Source organism: Streptomyces sp. M41(2017) (assembly GCF_002078175.1).
Taxonomy (GTDB): domain Bacteria; phylum Actinomycetota; class Actinomycetes; order Streptomycetales; family Streptomycetaceae; genus Streptomyces.
In genome coordinates this window covers 5,841,937-5,868,367 of record NZ_MWFK01000001.1, presented here as the reverse complement: position 1 = coordinate 5,868,367, position 26,431 = coordinate 5,841,937, and the positions used below count along the sequence as shown (strand labels likewise).

General features: G+C 71.6%; 26 protein-coding genes and 1 pseudogene. 13 read left to right on the top strand and 14 right to left on the bottom strand.

The window, feature by feature from the left end; translation table 11 throughout:
- The 3 genes from B0675_RS41770 to B0675_RS25695 form a co-directional block, all read right to left on the bottom strand.
- A partial coding sequence (locus B0675_RS41770; RefSeq protein ID WP_206602729.1) for a hypothetical protein occupies positions 1-181 on the bottom strand: 181 nt, incomplete at its 3' end.
- 270 nt (positions 182-451) lie between these two features.
- Entirely contained in the window at positions 452-823 is a 372-nt protein-coding gene (locus tag B0675_RS25700; protein ID WP_081221497.1) for a metalloregulator ArsR/SmtB family transcription factor, read from the bottom strand.
- Positions 820-1,266: an SRPBCC domain-containing protein gene (locus B0675_RS25695; RefSeq protein ID WP_081222015.1), complete on the bottom strand. Its 447-nt coding sequence runs from the start codon at positions 1,264-1,266 to the stop codon at positions 820-822. Before B0675_RS25695 ends, B0675_RS25700 begins: the two co-directional genes overlap by 4 nt.
- Positions 1,267-1,488: 222 nt before the next feature.
- Here B0675_RS25695 and B0675_RS25690 point away from each other — a divergent pair, with 222 nt between their 5' ends.
- From B0675_RS25690 to B0675_RS25670, 5 genes are all read left to right on the top strand, one after another.
- Entirely contained in the window at positions 1,489-2,388 is a 900-nt protein-coding gene (locus B0675_RS25690) for an aminoglycoside phosphotransferase family protein (RefSeq protein ID WP_081221496.1), read from the top strand.
- Positions 2,389-2,523: 135 nt separating this feature from the next.
- Positions 2,524-4,704, top strand: coding sequence for an FUSC family protein (locus tag B0675_RS25685; RefSeq protein WP_107482733.1), 2,181 nt, complete (start codon positions 2,524-2,526; stop codon positions 4,702-4,704).
- A 622-nt stretch (positions 4,705-5,326) separates the two neighbouring features.
- Entirely contained in the window at positions 5,327-5,986 is a 660-nt protein-coding gene (locus tag B0675_RS25680) for a CatB-related O-acetyltransferase (protein WP_081222014.1), read from the top strand.
- 106 nt (positions 5,987-6,092) lie between these two features.
- Positions 6,093-6,581 carry a hypothetical protein gene (locus B0675_RS25675; protein ID WP_241539878.1) on the top strand — a complete coding sequence of 163 codons (489 nt, stop codon included), beginning with the start codon at positions 6,093-6,095 and terminating at the stop codon, positions 6,579-6,581.
- Between the two features lie 450 nt (positions 6,582-7,031).
- On the top strand, positions 7,032-7,604 hold the full coding sequence (locus B0675_RS25670) for a dihydrofolate reductase family protein (protein WP_081221495.1): 573 nt from the start codon (positions 7,032-7,034) through the stop codon (positions 7,602-7,604).
- Positions 7,605-7,742: 138 nt separating this feature from the next.
- On the opposite strand, the gene B0675_RS25665 is transcribed toward B0675_RS25670, so the two are convergent.
- A complete protein-coding gene (locus B0675_RS25665; RefSeq protein ID WP_081221494.1) occupies positions 7,743-8,768 on the bottom strand; it encodes a LysR family transcriptional regulator in 1,026 nt (341 codons plus the stop codon).
- Positions 8,769-8,952: 184 nt separating this feature from the next.
- Between B0675_RS25665 and snpA the strand changes: the two genes are divergently transcribed.
- Complete coding sequence (gene snpA / locus B0675_RS25660) at positions 8,953-9,624, top strand: snapalysin (RefSeq protein WP_081221493.1); 672 nt, start codon at positions 8,953-8,955, stop codon at positions 9,622-9,624.
- A gap of 176 nt (positions 9,625-9,800) precedes the next feature.
- On the opposite strand, the gene B0675_RS42090 is transcribed toward snpA, so the two are convergent.
- The 4 genes from B0675_RS42090 to B0675_RS25645 all read right to left on the bottom strand — a co-directional run bounded on the left by B0675_RS42090 (position 9,801) and on the right by B0675_RS25645 (position 12,016).
- Positions 9,801-10,355 (bottom strand): TIGR03086 family metal-binding protein, encoded by a 555-nt coding sequence (locus tag B0675_RS42090; protein ID WP_179165369.1) that lies wholly within the window; start codon positions 10,353-10,355, stop codon positions 9,801-9,803.
- On the bottom strand, positions 10,352-10,918 hold the full coding sequence (locus B0675_RS42085; RefSeq protein ID WP_179165368.1) for an SRPBCC family protein: 567 nt from the start codon (positions 10,916-10,918) through the stop codon (positions 10,352-10,354). Before B0675_RS42085 ends, B0675_RS42090 begins: the two co-directional genes overlap by 4 nt.
- Positions 10,915-11,277: a metalloregulator ArsR/SmtB family transcription factor gene (locus B0675_RS25650; protein ID WP_081221492.1), complete on the bottom strand. Its 363-nt coding sequence runs from the start codon at positions 11,275-11,277 to the stop codon at positions 10,915-10,917. Before B0675_RS25650 ends, B0675_RS42085 begins: the two co-directional genes overlap by 4 nt.
- Before the next feature lie 229 nt (positions 11,278-11,506).
- Positions 11,507-12,016, bottom strand: a complete 510-nt coding sequence (locus B0675_RS25645; RefSeq protein ID WP_081221491.1) for a molybdenum cofactor biosysynthesis protein — start codon at positions 12,014-12,016, stop codon at positions 11,507-11,509.
- Between the two features lie 142 nt (positions 12,017-12,158).
- Between B0675_RS25645 and B0675_RS25640 the strand changes: the two genes are divergently transcribed.
- The 4 genes from B0675_RS25640 (at position 12,159) to B0675_RS25625 (ending at position 17,085) form a co-directional block, all read left to right on the top strand.
- Positions 12,159-12,734 carry a hypothetical protein gene (locus B0675_RS25640; RefSeq protein ID WP_081221490.1) on the top strand — a complete coding sequence of 192 codons (576 nt, stop codon included), beginning with the start codon at positions 12,159-12,161 and terminating at the stop codon, positions 12,732-12,734.
- 160 nt (positions 12,735-12,894) lie between these two features.
- On the top strand, positions 12,895-13,341 hold the full coding sequence (locus B0675_RS25635; RefSeq protein WP_081221489.1) for an SRPBCC family protein: 447 nt from the start codon (positions 12,895-12,897) through the stop codon (positions 13,339-13,341).
- An 847-nt stretch (positions 13,342-14,188) separates the two neighbouring features.
- Positions 14,189-16,078: an ATP-binding cassette domain-containing protein gene (locus tag B0675_RS25630; protein ID WP_081221488.1), complete on the top strand. Its 1,890-nt coding sequence runs from the start codon at positions 14,189-14,191 to the stop codon at positions 16,076-16,078.
- 53 nt (positions 16,079-16,131) lie between these two features.
- Entirely contained in the window at positions 16,132-17,085 is a 954-nt protein-coding gene (locus B0675_RS25625; RefSeq protein WP_081221487.1) for an NUDIX domain-containing protein, read from the top strand.
- 43 nt (positions 17,086-17,128) lie between these two features.
- Here the strand turns inward: B0675_RS25625 and B0675_RS25620 are convergent, their stop codons facing one another.
- The gene (locus tag B0675_RS25620) at positions 17,129-18,379 is read right to left on the bottom strand and encodes an AI-2E family transporter (RefSeq protein ID WP_241539877.1); all 1,251 of its coding nucleotides are present in this window, start codon (positions 18,377-18,379) and stop codon (positions 17,129-17,131) included.
- 339 nt (positions 18,380-18,718) lie between these two features.
- Positions 18,719-18,958, bottom strand: coding sequence for a hypothetical protein (locus B0675_RS25615; protein WP_081221486.1), 240 nt, complete (start codon positions 18,956-18,958; stop codon positions 18,719-18,721).
- Positions 18,959-19,183: 225 nt separating this feature from the next.
- On the opposite strand from B0675_RS25615, the gene B0675_RS25610 reads away from it, so the two are divergent.
- A complete protein-coding gene (locus B0675_RS25610) occupies positions 19,184-22,030 on the top strand; it encodes a SpoIIE family protein phosphatase (protein WP_107482732.1) in 2,847 nt (948 codons plus the stop codon).
- A gap of 45 nt (positions 22,031-22,075) precedes the next feature.
- Here B0675_RS25610 and B0675_RS25605 read toward each other — a convergent pair whose 3' ends face one another.
- A complete protein-coding gene (locus B0675_RS25605) occupies positions 22,076-22,624 on the bottom strand; it encodes a winged helix-turn-helix domain-containing protein (RefSeq protein WP_081221485.1) in 549 nt (182 codons plus the stop codon).
- Between the two features lie 58 nt (positions 22,625-22,682).
- Between B0675_RS25605 and B0675_RS25600 the strand changes: the two genes are divergently transcribed.
- On the top strand, positions 22,683-23,588 hold the full coding sequence (locus B0675_RS25600; protein WP_081221484.1) for a S41 family peptidase: 906 nt from the start codon (positions 22,683-22,685) through the stop codon (positions 23,586-23,588).
- Between the two features lie 61 nt (positions 23,589-23,649).
- A pseudogene (locus B0675_RS42080) lies at positions 23,650-23,775 on the top strand (transcriptional regulator); the annotation flags it as partial.
- A 95-nt stretch (positions 23,776-23,870) separates the two neighbouring features.
- Here the strand turns inward: B0675_RS42080 and B0675_RS25590 are convergent.
- The 3 genes from B0675_RS25590 to B0675_RS25580 all read right to left on the bottom strand — a co-directional run bounded on the left by B0675_RS25590 (position 23,871) and on the right by B0675_RS25580 (position 26,388).
- Positions 23,871-24,698 (bottom strand): alpha/beta hydrolase, encoded by an 828-nt coding sequence (locus tag B0675_RS25590; RefSeq protein ID WP_081221483.1) that lies wholly within the window; start codon positions 24,696-24,698, stop codon positions 23,871-23,873.
- A gap of 347 nt (positions 24,699-25,045) precedes the next feature.
- The gene (locus B0675_RS25585) at positions 25,046-25,528 is read right to left on the bottom strand and encodes a hypothetical protein (RefSeq protein WP_081221482.1); all 483 of its coding nucleotides are present in this window, start codon (positions 25,526-25,528) and stop codon (positions 25,046-25,048) included.
- Positions 25,525-26,388 (bottom strand): alpha/beta hydrolase, encoded by an 864-nt coding sequence (locus B0675_RS25580; RefSeq protein ID WP_179165367.1) that lies wholly within the window; start codon positions 26,386-26,388, stop codon positions 25,525-25,527. Before B0675_RS25580 ends, B0675_RS25585 begins: the two co-directional genes overlap by 4 nt.
- Positions 26,389-26,431: the final 43 nt, after the last annotated feature.

Genomic DNA, 26,431 nt, shown 5'->3' with positions numbered 1-26,431 from the left:
CGGCGGCCGGAGCGGCGGCGGGCTCGACGCAGGAGGGCGCGGTGGAGGGGACGCCCTCGGTCCGCTCGGGGGCGCCCAGTGCACAGCACCACCGGCAGTCGCCCTCCGCGCCGTTCAGCCAGTCCGCGCCCGCAGACCGGACCGAGACCGTGACGGGTCTGTCCTGGTGCCACATCGTCATGACGGGTCCAACGAGACACGCCACGGTCGGCCACGTCCGCGCCAGTCATCGTGACCCAGCTGACATCAGACGGTGACGAGGAACGGGTTCACCGACGACCGGACCGGCACGATCGGTGAACCTCTCGAGACCCGCGCCCTGCCCCGTCGGCCGGACGAGCCGTTCACCGTGACCGGGAACGGCATCGCCGTTCCCGGTCAACACGAGGCCCGTCCGCGGTCGCGCTCCCTCCCCGCGCCAGGGACTCCGGCCATTCCCTACCGATGCCGGTCAGTCCGTCTCGGAGGCCTGCGGCCCCGGTTCCGGCGTCTCCGCGACGCGCTTGATGTTCGCCAGCCGTCGGTCCCAGTCCGCCGCGAGTGCCGCCATCCACCGGGACGCCGCGTCCAGCGCGGCGGGCCGGAGCGTGTACCGCACCTCGCGTCCCACGCGGCCGGCTGACACCAGCCCCGCGCTGTCCAGCACGCCGAGGTGTTTGACCACCGCCTGCCGGGAGACGGGGAGCCGTTCGGCGAGGGTCGTGGCCGTGCCCGTGCCCATCTCGGCCAGCAGGTCGAGGAGTTGGCGCCGTGTCGGGTCGGCCAGCGCACCGAGGACGCCGTCGACGGCTTCGCCGCCGCCCCCCGGACGTGCTTCGCTCACGTCGAGGGCTGTTCGGCGCGCTCCTTGAGCGCGTCGAGCTCCAGGGGCCAGCCCTGGGTGTGGTCCTTCAGGTTCTGGCCGCGGAGTTCCTCGGAGCCGGCCAGCGCCGCGAAACCGCTCTCGACCACCCGCAGCCGGGTCCGGTCACCCTCCTCGGTCAGCGTGAACTCGACGAGCGTGCTGTTGTCCTCGCGCAGTTCCTCTCCGGGGAACGCACTCGTCCAGCGGTACGCGAGGTAGGTCGGGGCATCCACCTTCTCCACCCGCACCGGGAAGTCGCCGTGCTCGGAGTTCTTCAGCACGAGCGAGTCGCCCTCCTTGGCCACGGTGCCCGGCAGGCTCGCCTTGTCGGCCACCCAGAACCCGGGCTGGGCCACCAGCGACCAGACCCGGTCCAGGGGTGCCTCGATCAGGGTCTCGCGTTCGATCCGGTCCTCGCTCATGAAGGGCTCCTCGGTCGTCACGATCAGATGCAACTCCAGGGTTGCACAACAGGCCATCAGGTGCAACCCCACGGTTGCACGATGGAGGATCGAGGGCATGCGCCACCGGCTCGATGGTCTCGACCCCTGCTTTTCTCGAATGCGTTGGACAGGCGGGACCGCCGCGCACTGTGATGGCTCCGACCGCCCGCCGTACGACGCGGGCCGACCACAGGAGCGCTCTTGCCCGCGAGGGAGACCCAGGACAGCCGTCCCCGGATCGACGCGGCCCTCGTCAGGCGGCTGATCGACACACAGTTCCCGCAGTGGGCCGAACTGCCCCTGGAGCGCGTCGACCCGGCCGGTTCGGACCATGTCATCCACCGGCTCGGCGCGTCGATGGCCGTCCGGCTGCCCCGCCATGCCGGTGCCCTCGGTCAGGCCAGGAAGGAGTTCGTGTGGCTGCCACGGCTCGCCCCGCATCTCCCGCTCGCGATCCCCGTGCCGGTCGCGGTCGGGGAACCGGACCTCGGCTACCCGTGGGCCTGGGCGGTGTCCCGCTGGCTGGACGGTGACGTGGCGACGGTTGCGGCCCTGGCCGACTCGACCGTGGCCGCCGCCGAACTGGCCGGCTTCCTCGCCGCCCTGCAGGGCTGCGCACCGGACGGCACGCCCGGTGAGGGCACCCGGTCCGACCTCACGGCCGGCGGGCTGGCCGACCGCGACCGTACGACCCGCGCCGCCATCGCCGAGGTCGCCGGCACCTTCGACGGGGCGGCACTGACCTCGCTGTGGGACGCGGCGCTGAGCGCCCCGGGATGGGACCGCGCACCGGTCTGGTTCCACGGCGACCTCCATACCGGCAACCTGCTGACCCTCGACGGGCGGCTCAGCGCGGTCATCGACTTCGGCGGACTCGGCATCGGCGACCCCGCCCGCGACATGACCGTGGCCTTCACCTCCATGTCGGCGGCGAGCCGAGGTGTCTTCCGCTCGGCGCTCGGGGTGGACGACGCGACGTGGACCCGGGGCCGCGGCTGGGCCCTGGCCACCGCCCTGAACGCGTACACCTCCTATGCCGCCACCGACCCCCGTGTCGCCGCCCAGACCACGCGTCAGATCACCGAGGCTCTGATCGGCTGAGGGGCAGAGCGGGCAGGTGCGTCGGCGCTCGCGTGGCCGGTGAACGGCCCGCGCCGCGCTGCCGCGGCCTGTCTCCCGGCCGACAATGGACCTACGGCGGGGACGGACCCGGGGAGGCGCCGGGAAGGAGCGTCGATGCCGCAGGGGTTCTTCTCCCCCGCCCGCGTTCGGGCCGCACGCCAGGCCGCGCGGGTCACGGCAGCCTCGCTCATCGGCTTCTACACCGCGCTCTACGCACTGGACCGGCCCGTCGTCGCTGTCTACGCCCTCTTCACACCGATCGCGCTCGGCGTCCTCTCCCCCGTCCCCGGCAGCGGCCGCCAGCGCGCGCGTACGGTCCTGCTGGTCCTGCCGGTCGCCGTGGCCCTGACCGCCCTCGGCACCACACTGGCCGTGACGACGGCCTCGGCCGTGGCGGGGATGCTGGTCATCGGATTCAGCGTCTCCTTCGCCGCCGCCTACGGCCCGGCACCCGCGGGCGTGGTTCCGGGGCTGCTGCTCTTCTACGTGCTCGCGTGCTTCCCGCCCTACGCCCCTCAGACGCTGCCGGAGCGGCTCTACGGTCTGCTCGCCGGTGGCGTGCTGCTGATCGTGTGCGAACGGGTGCTCCTGCCCGCGCCGTCCCCGCCGTCCTACCGTGCGCGGATCGCCGCCGCCCTCGATCTCGCCGCCGAGGCGGCCGTCTCGGTCGCTCAGGGACACGGTGACGATCGCGAACGCGCGCGGCACCTGCGCGACGAAGGGCGGGCACTGCGCTTCTCGCAGATGCCACCCGCCTCCCGCCCGACCGGAGCGGGCCGGACCGCCCGGGGACTCGCGCACGCCGGATCCGCCACGCGGCGGGTTCTGGACCAATTGGCCCGAACGTTCGAGAAGCCCGCTCCGCGACCGGGCGACGACCCGCACTGCGCGACCCTGCTGCGTGAGGTCGCCGCGGCCTGCGCCGCGACGGCCGGCGCCCTGCGCGGCACCCGCGCCGTTCCGGGCCAGGAGATGCTCGAAGAGGAGGTCGCCGCCTTCGTCGCCGTCCGCGCACGTCCCTCCGAGGACCGGGCCGAGGCGTCACCCCGGCTTCTGCGGCACAGGACCGACGTGCTGACCGTCGCCGCGTCCGCGCTGACCGTGCAGACCGCCGTCACCGTCGCGATCGGCGGCCGCCGCAGCTCACCCGGGATGCCGCACGACCAGTTCTGGTACGCGCGACCCTCCACGCCACGCCTCCTGGCCTTACGGCTGACCGGCAACCTCACCCTGCGCTCGGTGCTGTTCCAGAACGCCGTCCGTACGGCCCTGGGGCTCGGAGCCGCCCGCCTCGTGGCCGGAACGCTGGACCTCTCGCACGGCTTCTGGGTTCTGCTCGCCGTCCTGACCCTGGGCCGCACGACCGCTGGAGCGACCTGGTCCACGGTCCGGTCGGCGGCCGTCGGCACACTGCTGGGCGCGCTGGCCGCCGGGGCGCTGCTGTTCGGGGCGGGGGGCGCGACCGTCGTGTACGCCGTCGTGCTCGTACCGGCCATGTTTGTGGCCTTCGCCGTGGGGCCGATCGCCGGACCCGCCTGGGCGCAGGGCCTGTTCACCCTGGTGGTGTCCGCCGCGTTCAGCCAGCTCACGCCGGCCACCTGGCGCCTCGCGGAGGTACGGCTCCTCGACGTCCTGACGGGATGCACGATCGGTCTGCTCTGCGGCGTGCTGGCCTGGCCCGCCGGGGCCCGCGCGGAGCTCCGGCGCAGTGCCGCCGAGCTGCTGCGTGCCGTGGCGCGTCTGGTCGCGCTCACCATCGCCGATCTGGTCGACGCGCCCGACGAGGCACGCGCTCGGGGCGACGCGACCGAGGAGGCGCTGCGGCTTGCCCGGCACCGGCTCCGGATCGCCGAGGGCGCCTACGCGCAGTACCGGACGGAGGGCGGCAGAGGCCCCGGCGGTGGCGGTCCCGACTGGCTCGCGGCGCTCAACTGCGGTTCCCACGCGATGGCCGGGGCGCACTGGCTGCCCCGGCTGGACCACGGCCCCGCGCCGCCCGACGCCGTTCGATGGGCGCGGGAGTCGGTCGCCCGGCTGACCACGGCCCTGGAACGGGCCGCGACCTTCCCGCCGGGCGGCGTACACGTGCGGACGCCACCCCTTCCGACCGAGGTCATCTCGGCGGCCCCACCGCTCGTACGACCCTCGCTGGTCGACATCGACGGCTGGCTGCGGAACCTCGCGGCGGATCTGGCGACCGTCGGCGGGGGCGACGCGGACACGCCGTCGCCGCCCGTACGGGACGACGGAAGGGACGCACGCCGGACGCAGGGTCGGTCCCGCGACCTACGGTGAACCGGTGGCCGACCTCCAGGCCTTCAACCTCAAGCTGCTCATCATCGAGAAGCTGATGTACACGGACGGGACGCTGACGCCCCGGTTCCGTCTCGCCGACCTCCTGCGTGCGCGCGGGCTGGGTGACGGCCCCTGGACGTACGCCTACGAGCAGCGCCCGTCCCCTCAGATGGTCCCCGAGGCCCGCGTCCACTTCGAGTCCTTGGAGATCGATGACGAACTCCTGGCCACGGTGGACGAGTTGGTCGTCGACGGCGGGCTCCGGGTGTACCAGGAGTGCGCACCCGTCCGGGACGGCGAGGACGATCTCTTCGACGTGGTGCCGCCCGCCGACCTGGACCTGCTGCTTCCCCGGCTCGCCCGCGTGGTCAGCACGGTTGCGCTCACGGAGAGTCGCGCCACGCGCCGGCAGGGCGGTGTGTCGTCATCGCCTGAGGATCCGGCGATACGTCGTCCCCGCCGGCACGGCTCGCTCCGTTCAAGCGAGGCCCGTTGCGGACAGCCGTCGGCAAGAGACCGTCGGCAGGGGCCTGTTGTCGCACGCGCACTCGCCTGTCGTCGTCGGCGCAGTACCGTGATCACGGAGCAGACACCGACCCGTGCCCGGAAGGAACCACACATCATGCCCGTCCCCGCCGACCCGACGGTTCTTCGTCCGATGCCCGACCAGCCGCGTGTGGTACTGCTCAAACCGCTGGTGAAGTCGCCGTTGATCGAGGTCGGGGAGTACTCGTACTACGACGACCCGGACGACGCGACCGCGTTCGAGACACGCAACGTGCTCTACCACTACGGGCCGGAGAAGCTGATCATCGGCAGGTTCTGCGCGCTGGGCACGGGGGTGCGGTTCATCATGAACGGCGCCAACCACCGTATGGACGGGCCGTCGACCTTCCCGTTCCCCACCATGGGTGGTTCCTGGGCCGACCACTTCGACCTGCTCACCGGCCTGCCGAACCGGGGCGACACCGTCGTCGGCCACGACGTCTGGTTCGGGCACGGCACGACGGTCATGCCCGGCGTACGGATCGGCAACGGCGCGATCATCGCCTCCGGTGCCGTCGTCACCGCGGACGTGCCCGACTACGGCGTCGTCGGCGGAAACCCGGCCCGTCTCATCCGCACCCGCTACAGCGAGGAGGAGATCGACCGTCTCCTCGACGTGGCCTGGTGGGACTGGCCGGCGGAACACATCACCGAGCACGTGCGCACGATCATGTCGGGCACGATCACCGACCTGGAGGCCGCCGCGCCCACATCCGGCGTGGGGCCGACCACTTGACGCGCCGAGGGAACCGGACGACGCCCCACGACCCGTGCGCCGGAGTGAGCCGACGTCACGGCGATGCACCCGACACCGGCCCTGCACCGTCGCCGCGGAACCCGCGATGAGCGACCCCACCGAGGGTGAGGGCGACGGCGGATCCCGACGCGATGCGGAGGCGGCCCGAGTGCTGCTGCTCGGGTTCCTTGCCGCTCTCGGCGACGCCAGAGCGGAGGTCAGTGCTTCTGTCCCCTCGGTGGAGCGGTTGGCGGACCTGCCGGCACTCGTCCGCTCGGGCCTGATCGCCCGCCGCGGTGAAGCCGGCGGCCATACGTACCTGGTGCACGAAGCGGGCTGCCGGCTGACGAGCCCGTCCGGGATTGACGTCGACGTGGACTTCACCGCGGACGGAGCGGAGATCTTCGACTTCTGGCGACTCCGGACCCACGGCCGGAGCCTGCCGACACCGGTGGACCCTTCGGAGAAGGACCTGCGGGCTGCGGTCGACGGCCTCACGGATCTGCTGGCCGAGGTCAGACCGGGCTGGTTCAACGCCACGGGGTCACGCCGAGGCGCGGACGAGGACCCACGGCGGGACGAACGTCGGCCGTGACCTGAGGACCGGGGCCGTTCGCCGACCGGAGCTGCCCTCTCCCCCGCCTCCCGAACCGCACCGGACGCAATTGATGCCGGCACCAGCACCTCACCTCCCCGAACCGCCCCCGACGGCACGCCGACCGGCCTCGCCCCAGGCGCCCAGCTGCCCGGCCCCGGAAGTTCCCTGAGACTGGGCTCAGCTCGCAGCACCCGCTTCGCCGCCTGGCCCCGGCACACCTAGACACCGACACCTTTTCCCTCCTTGACAATATTTTTTGTCGGATGGATCCTGGAGCAGTACTGGACGCCGCCGTGATCGAGGAACCTCAGGCGTCCGGATGCCGACGGTGTCGTACCGGTCCGTCGCCGGTGCGGCCCGTAAGACTCAGCGAGGGGCCATCGACTCGATCGCGTCGAGACGGCGGCGAACACGCGAAGACCGCACACCGGACACTAAGGAACCAGCATGCGCACCCTGATCAGCTCCGCGTTCGTCTCGCTCGACGGCGTCATGGAGGCACCCGGTGGCGAAGCCGGATATCGCAACGCCGGCTGGACCTTCAAGGGCGTCGAGTTCGTCCCCGAGGCCTTCGAGATCAAGGGGCGGGAGCAGGAGGAGGCCGCCGCGATCCTGATGGGCCGGGCCAGCTACGAGGCGTTCAGCCCCGTGTGGCCCGACATGCCGGAGTTCGCCCGCTACAAGGACATGCCGAAGTACGTGGTCTCCAGTGGTCTCACCGAGGACGCGCTGGTCTCCAACTGGGGTGAGACCACCATCCTGCGGGACCTCGACGAGGTGGCCGCCCTCAAGGAGACCGAGGGCGGCCCGATCATCGTGCACGGCAGCGCCGCCCTGAACCACGGCCTCGCGGACGCCGGTCTCGTCGACCGCTACCACCTGCTCGTCTTCCCGCTGCTGCTCGGCGCGGGCAAGCGGCTGTTCCCGGCGACCGACAAGGACACCCAGCAGCTGAAGCTCGTCGAGCACGCCGTGTACTCCAACGGCCTGCAGATGAACGTCTTCGACGTCGTCCGCTGACGACCACCTCCCGCAGGACCGCCCCGCCGCGCGGCGGCCTCCCCGAGGCACCTCGGTCGAGGCCGCCGGCAGCCGCCCGCGTCGACCCGGTCCTCCGACGTGCTCAGCGCCGCCGTCACACTTCACCGTCGGCAGGAGTCACCCGCTCTGCCCCGCGTCCGCGACGAGCATCCGCTCCGGACCCTCGTGCCCCGCTCCCCCGGCGCTCGCGCCCAGCGCTCGCGCCGTCTCCCGCGCCTTGTTGCGGATCAGCCACTCCCGGTAGGCCGGCGCCTGGTGTGCGGCCTCCCAGTACGCCTCCTCCAACTCCTTGTAACCGTTGTCGAGTTCGGCCTCGGTGCGTGCCGCCAGCAGGAGCCGTACGCCGATCGGGTCGCCCTGGAGCGGGCGGATGGCGACGTCGGAGCGAGGGCGAGCGGTGGGCTGGCTGACCGTGACGACCTCGCCGGTGGCGGCCAGCGAGTAGGCGGTCAGGTAGTCGCCGTGCAGCATGTCGGGGTCGAGTCCCGCCCCGCGCAGCACGCGACACACTCCGTCCCACTCGCCGTCGACGGTCGAGTCCACCATCCACTGCTCGTCGGCGAGTTCGGCGAGGGGCACTTCGTGTCGCCGGGCCGCGGGGTGTTCGGGGGCGAGCGTCACGAACTGCGGCTCCCGTTCGACGAGAACACGCAGGCACAGTTCGGGCGGGACAGAGAGGGGGCTGCCCTCCACCTCGTGGACGAAGGCGAGTTCGAGCCAGCCCCCTGCGACCATGCTCAGCAGGGAGTTCGCCGACACGTCCATCCGCAGGGTGGGTTCGGTTCGCGGGACCCGGGCGCGCAGTCGCCGGATCCAGCCGGGCAGGGCGCGGCTGGCCGTGGCGCCGATCCGCAGTCGGCGTTCGTCGGCGGCCCGGGCGACGGCGGCTCTCGTCTCCGTGACCATCGCCGTGAACTCCGCGACGAGGGGCCGCGCCCGGCTCAGTACGGCGTGCCCGAGCGGTGTGGGACGGCAGCCCGTGCCCGCGCGGACGAAGAGCTGCCCGCCGAGGGTCTGCTCGATGCGGCGCAACTGGGTGCTCAACGAAGGCTGTGCCACGCCGAGTTCACGGGCGGCCTTGTGCAGGCTGCCCGCGTCGGCGATGGCGCACAGGGCACGTAAGTGCCTCACCTCCAGATCCATGCCGGAAGGGTAGGGCGGCACGGGGCGGCGCACCAGATGTTCAAATCGCGACGAACGCTCACGAGTCGGCCCCGATAGCCCGGTGCTATCCCCTGTTGCCATCATCCGCCGGACCCTTCGCCTGCCCGACACTCCTGCTGAACCCATCGTTCACACCCCACACGAACGAGTAGGAGCACCCCCCATGCGTTCCTCGAAGACGTCCCGCAGACTCGTGGCCCTCGCCCTCGGTACCGGCCTGGTGTCCGCCGCGCTCGGCACCGCGGTCCCGGCGAGTGCCCAGCCGGCCCCGGCCGCCCCGGCCACCGCGAACGCCCGGTACGTCGGTGGAGCCGAAGGCGCCGCCGGCAACAAGGCGTTCTTCGACGCCGTACTGAAGTCGGTCGCCAAGAGGCAGACGGCCAACCCGTCGCTCGCGTCGGTGACCGTCTACTACAACGCCTCGCAGGCGCCGAGCTTCCGCTCGCAGATATCGAGTGCCGCCTCGATCTGGAACAGCTCCGTGTCCAACGTCAAGCTCCAGTCGACCACGGGCGGGGCGGACTTCACCTACTACGAGGGCAACGACTCGCGTGGTTCGTACGCCTCGACGAACGGCCACGGCAGCGGCTACATCTTCCTGGACTACGCGCAGAACCGGCAGTACGACTCGATCCGTGTCACCGCTCACGAGACGGGACACGTCCTGGGTCTGCCGGACCACTACAGCGGCCCGTGCAGCGAGTTGATGTCGGGCGGCGGCCCCGGCACGTCCTGCACCAACCGCTACCCGAACACGACCGAGCGCTCCCGCGTGAACCAGCTGTGGGCCAACGGTCTGGCGAAGGCCCTCGCCAAGGTGAACAAGGCCGCCTGACCCCCCCACCGGCCGCACAACGGCGTAGGCACCGTACGGGCCGTGGCATCACGCCACGGCCCGTACGGCACTTTCCGACGGAGAGGGAGACGGAGAGACGGGACCGTGACGGTGACGGGGACAGGCCGTTCGTCCCGGGCGTCGTGCCGGTCGGCTCCGTCGCCCCGCCCCGTCGTTCAGGGGGTACGGCCGATGAAGGCGAGCAGACGGGTCTGCACGTCGGCGCTCGCGGGGACCTCGACCCGCGGTCCGTACTGGCCGCTCTTGCGGAGCACGTCGTCGAGGGGCAGCATCCCGTCGAGCAGCCGCGCGCACCTGACAGGATCGAGCGCCTCCCGCTGGCCGGTGGCCCGCGCCAGGTCCCAGGTGTGCATGAAGACGTCGGCGGTGTAGAAGCGGTCGACCGCCTGGTCGAGTGGGACGTCACCGATGTGCGGGTTCGACAGGACCTTGCCGGCCGTGGCCGGATCGTCGAGGAGCGCCTGCACTCCGTCGCAGTGGACGGTCCAGGCGGCGACCGGATCGTCGTCGACCGAGGGGCCGTGGGGCAGTTCGACGCCGGCCCCGGACTTCAGGAAGGCCGGGAACCATTCGACGAGGTGGCGCACCACGTCCCGGGCGACCCAGTTCTCGCAGGGCGCCGGGTTGTTCCATGCCTTCGGGTCGACACCGCGCACGCGTTCCGTGAAGTCCCCCGCGACGGTGCGGTGTTCGTCGGCTGCGCTCGTCATGGATTCAGTCCCTTTCCGTCGGTCCGAAGCTCCCCGTCGGAGTCGGTCCTGTCGTCGGCCTTGTCGATTCCCGGGTCCGCGAGCAACTCGTCGAGCCGTTCGTGGCCCTGGCGGACGCCGTCCTGCATCCCGCTCTTGATGATCGCGTCGCGTGCTTCGACGGATTCCAGGACTGATGTCGTGGTGACCCGGGTGCGGCCGCCGAGATCCTCGAAGACGGTCTTCTCCAGACTGACACTGTCCGGGTAGCCGTCGTAGGCGAAGGTCTGCACGATGCGCTCGTCCGGGCGCACCTCGTGGAACACGCCCCGGAAGCCGTACTCGGTGCCGTCGTCCTCGCGATGCACATAGCGGTACGCGCCGCCGCTGCGGGCGTCGTACTCCTCGATCCGCATCTTCAGCCGGCGCGGGCCGAGCCACTGCACGACGAGGTCGGGGTCCGTGTAGGCCCTGAACACCCGGCCCGGCGAGGCCTCGAACTCCCGCGTGATGACGATGGTCGGCAGCGCCGGGTCGGCCTCGATCTGCGTCTCGAGCCGACGGTTGGCCCCTGCGGTGCTCATGATGCTTCCTCCTTGGGCGTGTTGTCCTTAGCGGGCCGTTCCTCCATCTGCTCGAGTACGGCGTCGAGTCGGCGGAAGCGGTCCTCCGCCTCGCGGCGGTACCGCTCGATCCACTTCGTCATCAGGTCGAACACCTCACCTTCGAGGTGGCAGGGCCGCCGCTGGGCGTCCCTGGTGCGACTGACGAGACCGGCGTCCTCCAGGACCTTGATGTGCTTGGACACGGCCTGGACGGTCACGTCGTAGGGCTCGGCCAGTTCGTTCACCGTGGCGTCGCCGCCGGCCAGCCTCGCGACGATGTCGCGTCGCGTCGGGTCGGCCAGCGCGGAGAACACCCGGGACAGCCGGTCGTCGACCACGTCCCACCTCCTCTATTCAACCCTTCGGTTGAATAACCGTACGACGGCGGGCGCCCCATTGTCAACCAATCGGTTGAATAACGTCGGGGCCCCGCCGGCACCCCCCGCAGTGCGCCCGACAGGAGGTGGCGCGCTTTCGCCCGCACCGACACCGGCACCCGCTACGGAGCGCGCGGCTACGGCTGGAGACCGTGGAGCCGTATTTCGTCCGGGACCTCCGAAACTCCGCTCACCCCTTGTCCGGCGCGGGCTCCACGACGGAGAACACGGCCGGCCCCACGGTGAGCGTCCCGTCGGACAGCGGGCGGCAGCGGACCCCGGCACGGCCGCGCAGTGCCCGCTGGGCACCGGGGCCGAACATCGTGTCCATCCACGCGCAGGGCCGCGCCTCGCCGCGTACGGCCAGGACGACGGGGCCTGTACCGCTGTCCAGGGACACGGTGGCGCCGATGTACGACTCGATGTCGACGCCTCTCAGCAGGACGTTGCGCCGGGTGGCTCGCAGGTCCGCCGGCGCGTCGAGGCCCTCGGGGAAGCGTTCGGCCGCCATGAGCGTGACCGAGGCGTTGCGGTGGGCCGGACGATTGAAGTAGCGGTCACCGACGATGCCCAGGTCCGCGCGTACCCGCGCCGTCGTCACCAGGTCCTCGTCCGGCAGCGCGGGCGCCCCGTCACGGGGACGGCCCTCGAACCGGTGGACGGCGGACACCAGCAACTGAAGGATCTCCACATGCTGCACCTGATGGAGCCTAGGCGACCGACCGCCTGCGGATCGTCCCACCCCAAGGGGGCACAAGCCGGACATCGCGCTGACACGACGACGCCCGGCGTGGCAGGGTCGGCTGAGTTCGAGGACAGCAGCGAGGAGAAGGGGGGCCTTTGTGGACAGCCGAACGTGGGACACGCTGGTCAGCTCGATGAAAGGCACCTACGGCACAGCAGTGGGCGAGGGCGCGGTGCCCAAGCCGGTCATCATGCCGCTGGTGCGCGGCGAACTGGTCGGGCTGATCTGGCTCCGCCCGGTCGAGCCCGGAGCCGACGCGCTCACCGGGATCGCCGCGCTGTCGAACATCGCGGCGGCGGCCGGGGCGGACGAGGTCGTCCTCGCGTGGGAGTCCCGCGACGTCAGCACCGTGTGCGGGCTGCCTTCCGGCGGCCCTGTCCCGTGCCTGAACATGGTCCACGCCACCCCTGAGGGCCATGTGCTGCACCAGTTCCCCTACGACGAGACGGTGCCCGCCCCGAAGGGCGAGGGAGAGGCGGTGACGGCGGGAATCGAGTGGAAAGCGCCCCCGGCACCCCAGGAGGGCGGTGACCTGGTGGCGCCCGTCCGTGCCGCTGTGGACTACGCCTTCACGCCGATGGACATGGACCACCCCAATCCCTTCGGTGTCACCGTCGTCCTGATGGAGGAGGACGGCTACACCGTGCGCCTGACCGAGTCGCTGGACCGCTGACCCGCCGGTGACCGCGACCGCCCGGGGACCGGCCCGCGTGTCGGTCGTGTTGCGAAGGGGTCCTGGTTGACGCGACGGGGGCGCGCATGGCCCATAGTCTGGAAGGGCGCGGCCCGCCCGCGTGCCCAGCGGCGTTCGTGATCGCAGCACAGGAGGAACCGTGTCCGGTCAGTTCGAGGCGACAACCGAGGTCAACCGTCCCGTCGAGGAGGTGTTCGCCTTTCTCGCCGCCGGCACGAACGACCCCAAGTTCAGCCCCAGGGTGCAGGAGATCACGAAGACGCCCGAGGGCCCTACGGCCGTGGGCACGATCTTCACCAGCACGGTGAAGGACGCCGGCATGAAGTCGGCCCGCAGGTTCCGGATCACCGAGTTCGAGCCGCCCCACCTGATCCGCTGGACGGAGATCTCGAAGAACTCCGTGACGGCGGACGAGGGCGGCTACGACCTCGAGTCCACTGCCACCGGCACGACCCGTGTCCGGATCTACAACGTGCTCAACGGCCACGGCATCGGCAAGCTTCTCGTCGGCTTCGCGCTCGGCGCGGCCCGCAAGGACGCACCGGCGTTCGGGCAGCGCATCAAGGCGGCGGTGGAGGCTTCCTGACCCAGCCGCCCTGTGCCGGTGCCGATCAGACCCGCTCGGCAGCTCCGTACCGACCGCGGCACCGGCATGACGGGCGGCCATTCGCTGCACCGCCGAGTGCCGGCCTCGGCGGCGCCCGCTGGGCAGGCCCCCTCCACGAGGCGTGCCGGCCCGGTTCCGGCAGTCGGCCGACCGGACTCCCCGCGCTCGACGGGTTGCCGAGTACAAGAACCGTCGTCGGCCTCACGGAAGGGCCCCTGATCGGCACCGGCTGGTCGGGCCCCACGGCGTGACCAAGGACGTGCGCCTGACGAAGAGGTAGGTGACGTCGGCCCCGACGGCGGCGTCCTGTCGCTCCTTGGGAAAAGTGCCGGAACCCAGGGTCGTGCGACGGGACCTGCCCGCGGCCGACGCACGCCGTCGCGGGCGGTTTTCCGTCGGACGGCCGGGGTGGGCAGCGGCCGCGCGGAGACCCGCAAAACCGACTCCTGGTCGGGTCGCGCCTCAAAGGGCACGGCACACGGAACCTGTGTGGGACCGGTGCGGACGGGCTCGACTCCCTCCCGCCGCGCGAATCCAGCACCGGCTCCGCAGGGAACCGCAGCGCCGGCCGGGGTGGTCGACGGGGAGCGCTGGACACCGGCCCCACCGTGCCGCAGGTCCCACCCGTCACTCCCGCATCAGCCACGGCGATTCGGACAGCCGCGGGTGCGGACCGGCCCCGGTATCCCGGCCCGCCCTGTCCGGCCTCCCCGTGCCGCACGGAATCCGATGCGGCCGAAACACGTGTGTTCGATATCGCGGCACGTGTCGTTGAGTCATCTGAAAGCGGCTCTCATCGCATCAAATCGCCCGAGGAGACGTCCAGTTGACCTCTGCTTCCCGCTCCACCACAGCAGCCTCGCCACCGGCACCACCGCAGCCCGCCGAGATCACCTACTCCGGGCACTACTCCGTCAATCCACTCGGTGAGGTCGGTTTCCGGGCCCTCTGCTCGCAACTCCCCCGCGTCCTGCGGCGGATCACCGCGATGGCCTGGGGAATCGACCGCCCGGCCGTACTCCTCATCCTCGCCTGCCAGTTGGCCACCGGTGTCAGCGCCGCCGTGCTGCTGACGGCGACCGCGAAGGCCATGGTTCCCCTGCTGGGCACGGGTGCGGTCGCCGACCGGCTGGGGACGGCGCTCCCCGCGCTCGCGGTCGTCGCCGGCGCCAGTGCGGTGGCCCGGCTGGCCGTGGCGGTCGCCGCGTACGCGGAACGGCGCGTCACGCCCGGACTGACGACGGCCACCGACACCGCGCTCGTCGAGGCGGTCTGCCGGGTCGAAGCCGCGGCCTACGCGGTGGACGGCTTCTCCGACCGGCAGGAGGCCGCCGAGATGGGGGTGATCCGCACCACCGTGATGGTGACGGACGCCCAGCGCTTCCTGTCCGCCCTGATCAGGATGGTCACCGCGGGCGGGGTGCTGTCCGTGCTCGATCCCCGGATGCTTCCCCTGCTCCTGCTGGCCGTCGCCCCGGCCGGTATCGGCGCGGTCCTCACGGCCCGGGTCGACTACGAGACGCACTACGCGAACGTCGCCGACCGCAACGTACGCGGGATGACGCGCTGGTGGGCGACGACGCCGAAGTACGGTGACGAGGTCCGGGCCAACGGCATGACCGACTACCTCGTCCACTGGTACCGGGCGCTCTCCGAGCGGGTCGACGGACGCACGCTCGCCGCCGCGCCGCGCACCCTCCGGATCTCCTTGCTCTCCTCGCTCGCGGGCGGCACGTTCCTCGCCGCGGCCTGGGGCGTGCTCGCCTGGCTGGCGGTGACCGGGCGGATCGAACCGGCCGTCGCCGCCACGGCGGTCGTCGCGGTCCAGACGACGCTCGCCGCGCTGTCCCAGGTGGTCGTCAACGGTGCCGCCGTGTTCCACACCAGCCTCTACCTCGGCGACATGCAGGCCTTCTTCGACGACGCGGCGGCACGTGCGCCCCGGCGCGGCCGAGCGGTCGTGGGGGCACCGGTGGAGGAGATCCGTCTGGACGAGGTCGGCTACACGTATCCGGGGAAGTCCGAACCGGCGGTCGACGGGGTCTCCCTGACCCTCCGGCGCGGTGACATCCTCGCCATCGTGGGCGTCAACGGCTCCGGCAAGAGCACCCTGACCCGGCTGATCACCGGCATCTACCTGGCGGACAAGGGGCGCGTCTCCTGGAACGGCACCGACCTGGCGGAAGCCGACCCCGCCACCGTCTGGAACCACACCGGGCTCGTACCGCAGATCTTCGCCCAGTGGCCGTTGCGGGCACGCGAGAACGTGACGCTGGGCCAGCCCCGGTCGTCCGACGACGAGCACGTGTGGGAGGCGGTCGACGCGGTCGGCATGCGCGAGGCGATCGAGGATCTTCCCGCCGGACTCGACACGCTCCTCGCCCGGGAGATCTTCGGCGGCGCCGAACTCTCCGGCGGCCAGTGGCAACGCCTCGCCTGCTCCCGGGCCCTGTACCGGCGGCCCGCGCTGCTCATCCTCGACGAACCCACCTCCCAGATGGACCCGCGGGGCGAGCACGGCATCTTCGAGAGGATCAAGACCATCGCTGCCGACCGCATCACCATCGTCGTCACGCACCGCCTGGAGAACACCCGGATCGCCGACCACGTCGTCGTCATGGAGAAGGGCCGCCTCACCGAACAGGGCACCTACGACGATCTCGTCCACGCCGGCGGCACGTTCGCCGATCTCCTGCGCCTCTCCCAGGAACGCTGACCGGCCCGACCCGAGCGCCCCCGTCCTCCTCTCCCCGCCGAAAGGACCCCCGTATGACCGGCCTGGACGCCATGCCGTCCCCGCACCCCCGGCCCGCCACCGAGCACCACGGCACCTCGGCCCTCCTCGTCGACGACTCCGGTCGGTACCTCCTGCACCTCCGTGACGCGAACAAGCCCATCTGGCGGCCCGGTCAATGGGGTCTGCTGGGCGGCGGCACGGAGCCCGGCGAGTCGCCCGCCGAGGGGATCGCCCGCGAACTCCTCGAGGAGACCGGTCTCACCGTCCCGGATCTCGCGCCCTTCCTCGTCGTCGACACCTTCGACATCGACGGCACACTGACCGATCGCTGTCTCGTCCATGTGGGCACGCTGAACAGGCCCGCCCACGAGATCCCCCTCCACGAGGGCATCCAATTGCGCTGGACGCACATCGCCGAGACGGCGCACATGACGATGGATCCCGGCACGGCGGCCGTGCTCCGCGAGCACCGGAGGGACCCGCGCCCCCGCCTCGACGCGGACGGAGTACCGCAGACCCTGCGGATCCGGGAGGGGGGCGCGGTCCGCGCCCGCAGCATCGTCGGCGCCCACCTGGTCCTCGTACGGGACGGTGCGGTGCTGCTCGGCCGACGCCATCCGGACAGCGCGTACGCCCCCTCGACGTGGCACGTGCCCGCCGGGCACCGGGAGCCGGGCGAGTCCGCGCTCGCCTGCATGGTGCGGGAGACGGCGGAGGAGACCGGGATCGCCGTCGAGGCCGACGCGCTGTCCCTCGTCCACACCGTGGACATGTGCAACCCCGGGAGCCCCTTTCCGCGGGTGCAGCTGTTCTTCGCCGCCGCCCGCTGGAGCGGCGAACCCCAGGTCCTGGAACCCGACCGGTGCACCGCATGGCGGTGGTGGCCCCTGGACGCGCTCCCGGACGACCTGGTCGCGTACACCCGTACGGCACTCACCGCCATCGCCACCGGGAGCGTCTACTCGTCGCTCGGCTGGGCGGATTGACGATCAGGGCATGCCGGACACGGCCGCTCTGACGCCGCCGGTGTCAGGGCGGCGCGGGCGGACCGTCCGGTGAGCGGCCCGCCGGCTCGGGCGGTCTGCGGAGCTCACAGATCACGGACCACGCGACCGACACCATCGGCACGGCCACGACGGCTCCGATGACACCGGCGAGGATGCTTCCGCCGATGACGGAGACCGCGACGACCACGGGGTGCAGGCGGACCGCCCAGCTCAGGACGAGCGGGTGGAGTACGTGCCCCTCCAACTGGCCGATCACGACGATCAGGCAGAGCACCACGATCGCCACGACCGGCCCCTTGGTGGCCAGCGCGACGACGGTGGCCACGCCGAGCGCGACGGGAGAACCCACCAACGGGATGAAGGCCGCGAAGAACTCCAGCAGGGTGAGCGGCAGCGCGAGGGGGACCCCCAGCGCGTACAGCGCGATCCCGACGAGCACGGCGTTGGTCGCGGCCACGATGATGATGCCGCGTGTGTATCCGGCGAAGGACCGCCAGGCCGCGCGGCCCGCCCGGTCCCAGGGGTCTCGGGCGCTCCGCGGGATCAGGTCCTTGAACCAGCGCCAGAACCTGTCACCGGAGCGGATGAAGAACAGTGAGCAGAACAGGGCGAGCACCAGCCCGGTGATGACCTCCACCGCACGGCCGACGCCGCTGAGAGCGCTGCTGATCAGCACCGACCGGTTCTCGGAGACGAGATGGGCGACCTTGTCCTGGAGGTTCGACAGAACCGCGTGGCTCACATGGAAGGGAGAGCCCTCCAGCCACCGTTCGATACGCCCCAGTCCCCCCGCGAACTCGCTCCCCAGGCGCACCGACTCTCCCGCCACGAGCCTGCCGACCAGTGCCAGCAGGCCGAGGACGAACAGCACGCTGCCGCCGATGCTGAGCACCACGGCGGGGGTCCGGGGCATGTGACGGGCCAGCAGGTCGGCCAGGGGGCGCAGCACGGCCGTGATGACCAACGCGAGGAACAGTGCCACGGCGACGAGTTGCAGCCGGCCCAGGAGGGAGAAGACCGCGTAGGCGACCACACCGACGATCACCAGCCGCCAGGCGTACGCCGCGGCCACCCGGAGTCCGTGGCCCACCGTCGTGCCGTCGCCGCCTCCGCCGCGGGAGCCCGCGGTCGCGCCGATGCTGCGGGCCCGTGCCACGGAGCGAGCTCCGCGCGCGGAACGGTTCCCGAGGACGACGGAGCGCATCCGGCGGCCGCCGCGCGCCGTGCCGGGCGCGTCCTGCTGCCGGTGCGAACGGCGCGGTCCGGCGTTCACCTGTGTGCCACCGCCCTCGCTTCGTCGGGACCGACGCCCCCGTGCTCCCGTGGGCGGATCGTCGCGAGGCCCGGGCGAGGCGGGGCCACCGCTGCCGGGCCGGGATCGGTGATCACGTGGGCGTCCAGGTCAGCGTGGGGGCGCGTGCGGGGGCCCGCAACCCGGGAGTCGTACGGAGACGGCTCCTCGGTGCGGGGGCTGGAGCCAAGGGCCGGCGCCCCGGGAAGGTGGCCACCGGGACGCCGGCCTTTCCGTCCGGTGCCCCGGACGTGGCGGCTCGGGGGCCGAGCGCCGTCGGCAGTGGCTGTCGGCGGCGGGCGCCGCTGTCGACCGAACGGACTAGTCGATGCTCGCGAACGTGATGGTGACCGGGTTCTGCTCCAGGCCGGTGTTGCCGACGCTGAAGACGTCTCCGGGGATGCCCAGGCCGCTGAGGGTGTTGTCCGTGATGGTCTGGGTGGCGGTGGTGCCGTCGCCGTTGCCGTTTCCGGCGTCACCGTCGGCGGCGGCGGTTCCGGCCAGGCCGACCAGGGCGACGACGGCGACGGCGGGGAGGGCGAGTGCCGTGCGGATGCGCATGGGTGTGTCCCTTCGAAGGCGGTGATGCTGCGTTGCACCACCAAAAGCGATCATCATGGCGACACGCACGGATTGCGCCGTCCCGTGGCGCGCCGCCCGGGCGTTCTCGCCCGGGTTCGAAGCGGTCGACTCCCCGAGGCGCCCTCAGCGCGTGGCCGCCGTCATCGGCGAGCAGTGCGATCGACAGACAATGTCATTACCGGCATTGCACCCTATATTGGGTCTGTGATCAGGCGGCTGGACGTACTCGACACCGCTGACGACGGCATCACGGAGAGCGAGGTCTTCCGGCTCGCCCTTCAGCACTCCATGGCGGAGCTGGGGTGCGTCGGCGGGGCCGTCTATCTGCGGGGCCCGATGTCGGCGCTGCGTCTCGTCTCCTCCGCGGGGTTGCCGGAGTCGCTGACGCGGGCCTGGGAGATCGTCGACCAGAACGGACCCACCGCCACCGCGTGTGCCGTGCGGTCCTGCGAGCCCGTATGGCGGGGCGCGGTCCCCGCGGACCTCGTGGAGTCGGCCGCGCCGCTGCTGTCACGGTCCGGCTGGTTCTCCGTTCCGCTGGTCGACGGGCCGCGCGCCATCGGCGCGATCACCTGTCTCAGCGGAGACAACCGGGAGCCGACGCCCGAGCAGTGGACGTTCCTCACCACGGTGGCGGACTGGACGATGGGCCGGCTGAAAGGGATGCCGGCGCCGGCCCGGCTCGGCACCGACCTCGACTTCACTCCCGTCGGCTCGTGGGAGTGGGACGTGCGCACGGGTGAGCTGCTCTGGGACGCTGCGGCCATGAGCGTCTATCACACCGATCCGGCGGACTTCGTGCCCCGCGTGGAGAGCTGGATGAAGGCGGTGCACCCCGACGACCTCCCGAGCACGCTCGCGGCGGCCGACCGCAGTATCCGGACGCACACCCCGTTCGAGGCCGAGTACCGGGTCCGGGGCGGCGACGGCAGCTATTCGTGGACCCGTGCGTCCGGTCACGTCGTCCTCGACGACCAGGGGCAGGTCGCGCGCATCGTCGGCAAGGGCTGGGCGAGCGACGCGTCGCGCTCCACCCGCCACGCCCTGAGCCGCGCCCTGCAGTACATGAGCGACGCGTTCCTGTCCGTGGACGACGACTGGCGCATCACGTTCGCCAACCTGGAGGCCGAGCGTGTTCTCGGCGCCCCCGACGAGCAGCTCTTCGGACGGGACCTGTGGGGCCTGCCCGCGCTGCGCAGCATGCCGGACGTGGAGGAGCGGTGCAGGCGCGGGGCCGAGGAGTCCGTCGCTCTCGGCTTCGACGTCACGATGGCCGACACCGGTCTCTGCCACCACCTGCGGCTCGTCCCGGTTCCCGGCGGTGTCACCCTCTACCTCACCGACGTCACCGACTCGCGGCGCCGTGAGACCGAACAGGTGGAGGCCATCCGGAGCGCGGCGGAGCGGGCGAGCCGGACGGTGGAACTGACCAGTCAGCTCGCCGCGGCCACCACCTCGCACGACGTGGTGAGCGCGATCGCGCACCGTGTGCTGCCGCCGTTCGATGCCGGGGGCCTGCTGGTACTCGTCCGAGAGGGCGACAGGCTCGTACACATCGGGTCGGTCGCCTACCCCGACACGTTCCTCCGGCAGATGCACGGCACGCAGGGCATGGAGCTGTCGGCCGCCCATCCGGTCGGGCGGGCGGTCCTGACGGGCGAGCCCCTCTTCTACTCGTCGCGCGAGGAATGGGCGTCCGCGTTCCCCGAGGGCGCCAGCCGGCCCCCGACCACCAAGGAGGCATGGGCCTTCCTCCCGCTGACGGCTTCCGGCCACACCTTCGGGGTGTGCGTCATCGCCTTCGACACCCCGCGGCGCCTCAGCTCCGAGGAGCGCACGCTGCTGATCACCATCAGTGCCCTCGTGGCGCACGCCCTGGAGCGGGCACGGCTGTACGACGCCGAGCTCACCCGCTCGCAGGAACTCCAACGGGCCCTGCTGCCCCCGAGACTGCCCGTCCTGCCGGAGGTGACGGCCGCGGCCCGGTACCTGCCGGCCGGGCAGACCGCCGATGTGGGCGGCGACTGGTACGACCTCATCCCGCTGTCGGCGGGGCAGGTGGCCCTCGTCATCGGCGATGTGATGGGACACGGGCTGCCCGAGGCGGCGACGATGGGCCGCGTGCGGACCGCGCTGCACACCCTGGCCGCCCTGGAGCTGCCGCCCGACGAGATCATGGGCCACCTCAACGACATCGTCGGCGGCCTCGGGGAACACTCCTACGCCACCTGCCTGTACGCGTTGTACGACTCCACCGACGGCTCGTGCACCGTGGTGCGGGCGGGACATCCGCCCCCGCTCGTCGTCCTTCCGGACGGGAGCGCCCACTTCCCCGACGTGGCCTCCAACCCCCCGCTGGGCGCGGCGTTCCCGCCGTTCGAGACGACGGAGCTGAAGCTGTCGGCGGACAGCCTTCTGGTGCTCTACACCGACGGGCTCGTGGAGTCACGGCACCGCGAGATCGACCAAGGCATGGCCCATCTGGCCGAGTTGCTCCCCCGGGCCGCCCTGCGCACCGATCTGGAGGACGTGTGCGACGCCGTCACCGTGGGACTGCTCCCGGGCGGTCAGCCCACCGCGGACGACGCCGCGCTGCTCATCGCCCGGGTGCACGGCGTGGCGGACCGCCAGATGGCCTCCTGGGCGCTGCCGGAAGGGCCGGAGGCCGCGGGTGAGGCCCGCCGCCACGTCCGGGAGCAGCTCGCGCAGTGGGACCTGGACGACCTGGTCATGACCACGGAACTGCTGGCCAGCGAACTCGTCGGCAACGTCATCCGGCACGCCAGGGGGCCCATCGGGCTCCGGCTGCTGTGCAGCGGAACCCTCGTCTGTGAGGTGTCCGACGCGAGCCTGACCATGCCCCGCATCCGTCGCGCCTCCGACACCGACGAGGGCGGCCGGGGCCTTCAGCTCATCAACGCCCTCTGCGAACGCTGGGGCAGCCGCTACACCACGGAGGGCAAGGCGATCTGGACGGAGCAGCCGCTACCGGAGGGAGAGGGGCCGGGGCCCGACACGGAGCCCGGCGGGGGCATCGGCCGCCCTTCCTGACACGGGACCGCGGCACCGGCGCCCCTCCCTGCGGCACACGTCGTGTCAGCCCCCCGAGCTCTCGGTCCCGCCGGCCCCTTCGGCCTGCTGATACAGCGTCACCAACACGCCGTGCACCGGCTGATCGTCCGCGTCCTCCTCGGCCTCGTCGACCAGCCGGGTGAGGGTCTCCGCCAACTGCCTCGCCCGCGTCGGACCGAGCCGCAGGTGACGCAACGTCAGTCCGACTTCCGCGGGCGAGCGTTCGACCTCCTGGGCGACACCGGCGAACATGGCCGCGGTGCCCGCCGGTTGGGGTTCCGTGACCAGCATCCGGCGCGCGGTGCGCTGGTAGTACTGCTCGGTTCCGCCACGTACCTGGCGGGTCTCGGCGACGTGGACCAGTCCGGCTTCGCGCAGCACCTTGAGGTGATGGCTCACGTTGCCCTTCCTCGCGTCGAGCTGCACCGCCAACTGGCTGGTGGTCGCGGGTCTGTGCCCCAGGGCGAAGAGCAGCCGCTGGCGCAACGGATGGGCGAGCGCGGCGAACTGCTCGGGCGCGCTGATCTCCTGGACCTCTTCGGGAGGCCGTATGTGCGAGGGCTCGTCATGCATGGCGCAAAGTGTCCAACCGTCTTGACGCTTTCGCAAGCCCGGTGCTGTACTCGCCGCCATGACGACCCTCACGCACCTCAGCCCCGCCCCTGTCATCGACGAGACCGTCCGGCTCCTGACCGAGCACTATGTCTTCCCCGAGGTCGCCGCGGAGCTGGGGTCCCTGCTGCGGCGGCGGTTCGCCGAGGGCTCGTACGACGTCGACAACGCCGAGGAGCTGGGCCGGCTCGTCACCGCGGATCTGCAGTCCGTCAACGGCGACCGCCATCTGAGTCTGAAGTACCACGCGGATCGGGTACCCGAAGAACAGGGGGCGGCCGCTCTGGCAGCGATGCGCCGCGACTTCGACAACTCGCTGGGGGGTGCGCCGCGGGTCGAGCTGCTCGACGCGGGGGTGGCCGTGGTGGAGCTTGCCCCCGCGCTGTTTCCGCTGGAGTGGGCGGCGGAGCCGCTGACCGCCGCGCTCAGTCTCGCCGCGAACGCCCGTGCCCTCGTCCTGGACCTGCGCGCCAACCTCGGCGGCGACCCGGACACGGTCGCCTTCGTCTGCAGCCACCTGCTGGACGAGCGCACCCACCTGAACACGATGTTCTGGCGCGCCGGCGAGCGCTACGAACAGTCCTGGAGCCTGCCGCACGTTCCCGGCAGGCGGTTCGGCGGCACCGGGCCGGTGTACGTCCTGACCAGCGAGCGCACGTTCTCCGCCGCCGAGGAGCTGGCCTACGACCTGCAGCAGCTCGGCCGCGCCGTGATCGTGGGTGAGCGCACGCGCGGCGGGGCGCATCCACGGGAGGGCTGGACGGTGCACCCGCACCTGGAGGCGACGATCCCCGTCGGCCGCTCGGCGAACCCGGTCTCCGGTACCAACTGGGAGGGCACCGGGGTCGTGCCGGACGTCGCCTGTCCGGCCGCGGACGCCCTGGACCGCGCACACGCGCTGGCGTCGGCGCGGCTCTCGGGCTGACGCCGCCCGACACGTCGGGCGCCCCGGCGGCCGGGCTCGTCCGTCAGCGGCGATCGGAGCCGCCGTGAGCGGTGAGGAAGTGGAGCCGGTGGTCGTCGACGCCGGGTCGGGCCGCCGTCTCGACAGCGAGGCGCACGTGTTCAGCGCGGGGCCCAACACGAGCGACGGCACGCGGGCTCGCTACGCCGTGTGTCCGGCACCTCCGCTGTCCCGCCGCTCCCTGTGGCATGACGGAGCGGCCCGCACCTCCGGTGCCGGGCCGCTCGTCGGGTTCTGCTCGGCTCAACTGCGCGCGAACTCCAGCAGATCTGCGTTGAAGATCTCCGCGAACTTGGGCACCATCGCCAGTCCGTGCGGAGCTCCGGGGTAGACCTTGTAGACGGCGTCCTTGACGAGCTTGGAGGACTTGTCGCCCGCAGCCACCTTGGGGACGATCTGGTCGTCGTCGCCGTGCACGATCAGCGTGGGCACGTCGACCTTCTTGAGGTCCTCGGTGGTGTCGGTCTCGGAGAACGCCTTGATGCAGTCGTAGGCGCCCTTGATGCCGACCGTCATGCTCCAGAGCCAGAACTCGTCGCGGGTGCCCTGCGTGACCGTCGAGTCGTCGCGGTTGGCTCCGTAGAACGGGGCGCTGAGGTCCTTGTAGTACTGCGAGCGGTCCGTCTCGACGCCCTTGCGGATCTCGTCGAAGACCTCGATGGGCAGGCCCTCGGGGTTCGCGTCCGTCTTGAGCATCAGCGGGGGGATCGCGCCGAGCAGGACCAGCTTGGCGACCCGTCCGGTGCCGTGGCGGCCGATGTAGCGGGTGACCTCGCCGCCGCCGGTGGAGTGGCCGACCAGGATGACGTCGTGGAGGTCCTCGGCCTCGATGACCGCCGCCAGGTCGTCGGCGTACGTGTCGAGGTCGTTGCCCTCCCACGGCTGCCCGGAACGGCCGCCACCGCGCCGGTCGTGGGCGATGGCGCGGAACCCGTTGTCCGCCATCAGCTTCATCTGGGGATCCCACGCGTCCCCGGTCAGCGGCCAGCCGTGGGAGAACACGACCGGCTGGCCCGAACCCCAGTCCTTGTAGAAGATCTGCGTGCCGTCCTTGGCGGTGGCGAAGGGCATGTGAATTTTCCTCTCGAACTGGTCCGGAACTCCACGCGTCGCACGGTGTCCGCGCCTGAGTCGACGTTTCTGGCGACGCCACGAAAGACCGCTTCGGATGTACGGGGATTCGACGGAGAGGTCAGCGGCGAAGGGCGACCGGAATGAGCACGTCGTCGCCCTCACTCTAGTCGAGGCACCGCTCTTCAGCGCGTTGGGCGAACAGCCCGGGGATTGCCGTGAACGGCGAATTCCGGGCACCACGAAGGAGGCCACCGCGGGACATCGCGGGACACCTCTTTCGCTTTCTCCGCACACTTCCCCTCCTCGATGTCCGGTTCTGGGGCCGGACATCGAGGCGGGTGCCGCTACACCCCGGCCACTCCGTACATGCGCTCCAGGACACCCACCGTCACCACCGCGTACGCGAGGTGCGGGACCACGTCGGAGATCCAGTCCGTGGCCGACCAGGTCCGGGGATCCGTGACGCCGAGGACGGTCATCGGGCCGTTGGTGCCGATCAGCGCGCCGAGGGTCGCGACCGTGTACTCCGTGGTCAACGACGGGCGCCAGCCGGCGGCGCGAGCCACGGACAGGACGGCGCCCATGCCCAGTCCGGCGGCGAACCCGGTCATGGGCGCGAGGCCCGCGATCCGGTTCTTCAGCGACTCGCCCTCGCCCGGAATCCGCACGTGCAGCCTCTCCGCGAGCTTGCTGAGGGTGACTTCGGGCGTGGAACTCGCGGGCCTCGCCCGCCATGCCATGTCGGCGTAACTGACGATGTTGAGCGCGGTGGTGCCGGCGGCGCCTGCCGCCGCTCCGTAGAGCAGCGGGCGTGTCAGACAGGTCATGTCCGTCCCTTCTCCTCGTCCAGCACGTCACTTCTCCTCGTCCACCAGTCGCCGACGAGTTCCGCGTACGACTCCGGCCGTTCCTCCCAGCAGAAGTGGCCCGCGTCGATGAAGTCCAGCCGGCTGTCGGGCAGTCGGTCGTGCAGGAACTCGGCGTTCACCGACGGCACGACCGCGTCCCGGACACCGGCGATGATCCGCACCGGGGTCCTGATGCCGGGCAACAGGTCGGCCAGGACCGGGAGTTCCGCCGGATATGCCCGCGCGTAGCGCATCGACTCGACGAAGCGGTCGCCCGCGTAGGACGCGTGGTAGTCGTCGCGGATCCCGTCGGACGGCGTGAAGCCGTCGATGGTGGACAGTGCGGCGTCGACGATCCGTCGTGGATCGATCCGCCGGTACGGCTCCAGGTCCGGGGCCTCCACCCATTCCTTCAGCGGCCCCGTGAGCTGGAGGGGCACCACCGCTGCGCCGCTGCCCACGACCACGCTGCGGAACCTGTCCGGTCGTGCGGCGGCGGCGAACAGCGTCGACGCCGTGCCGATGTCGGGACCCACCAGATGCGGCCGCTCCAGCCCGAGGGCGTCGGCCAGCCGGACCACGAACTCCCCCATCGCCCGCGGCGAGCGCAGTTCGTCACGGGACTCCGATCGGCCGAATCCCGGTGGATCCACGGCGGTCAGGCGCGCGCTCCGGGAGAGCCGGGACCACACCTGCTCGAAGGCGTAGAGGCTCTCGGGCCAGGGGCTCAGCAGCAGGGCGTCCTGTCCGGCACCGCCGGTGTCCCCGCTCCGCGCGAAGCGGACGGAGAGCCCGTCGATCGTGGTGAATTCCGGACGGACCGATACGGGCGCGTTCACGGCGGACACGCTGTCCGGCCCCCGGATGAGCAAGCCATTCACC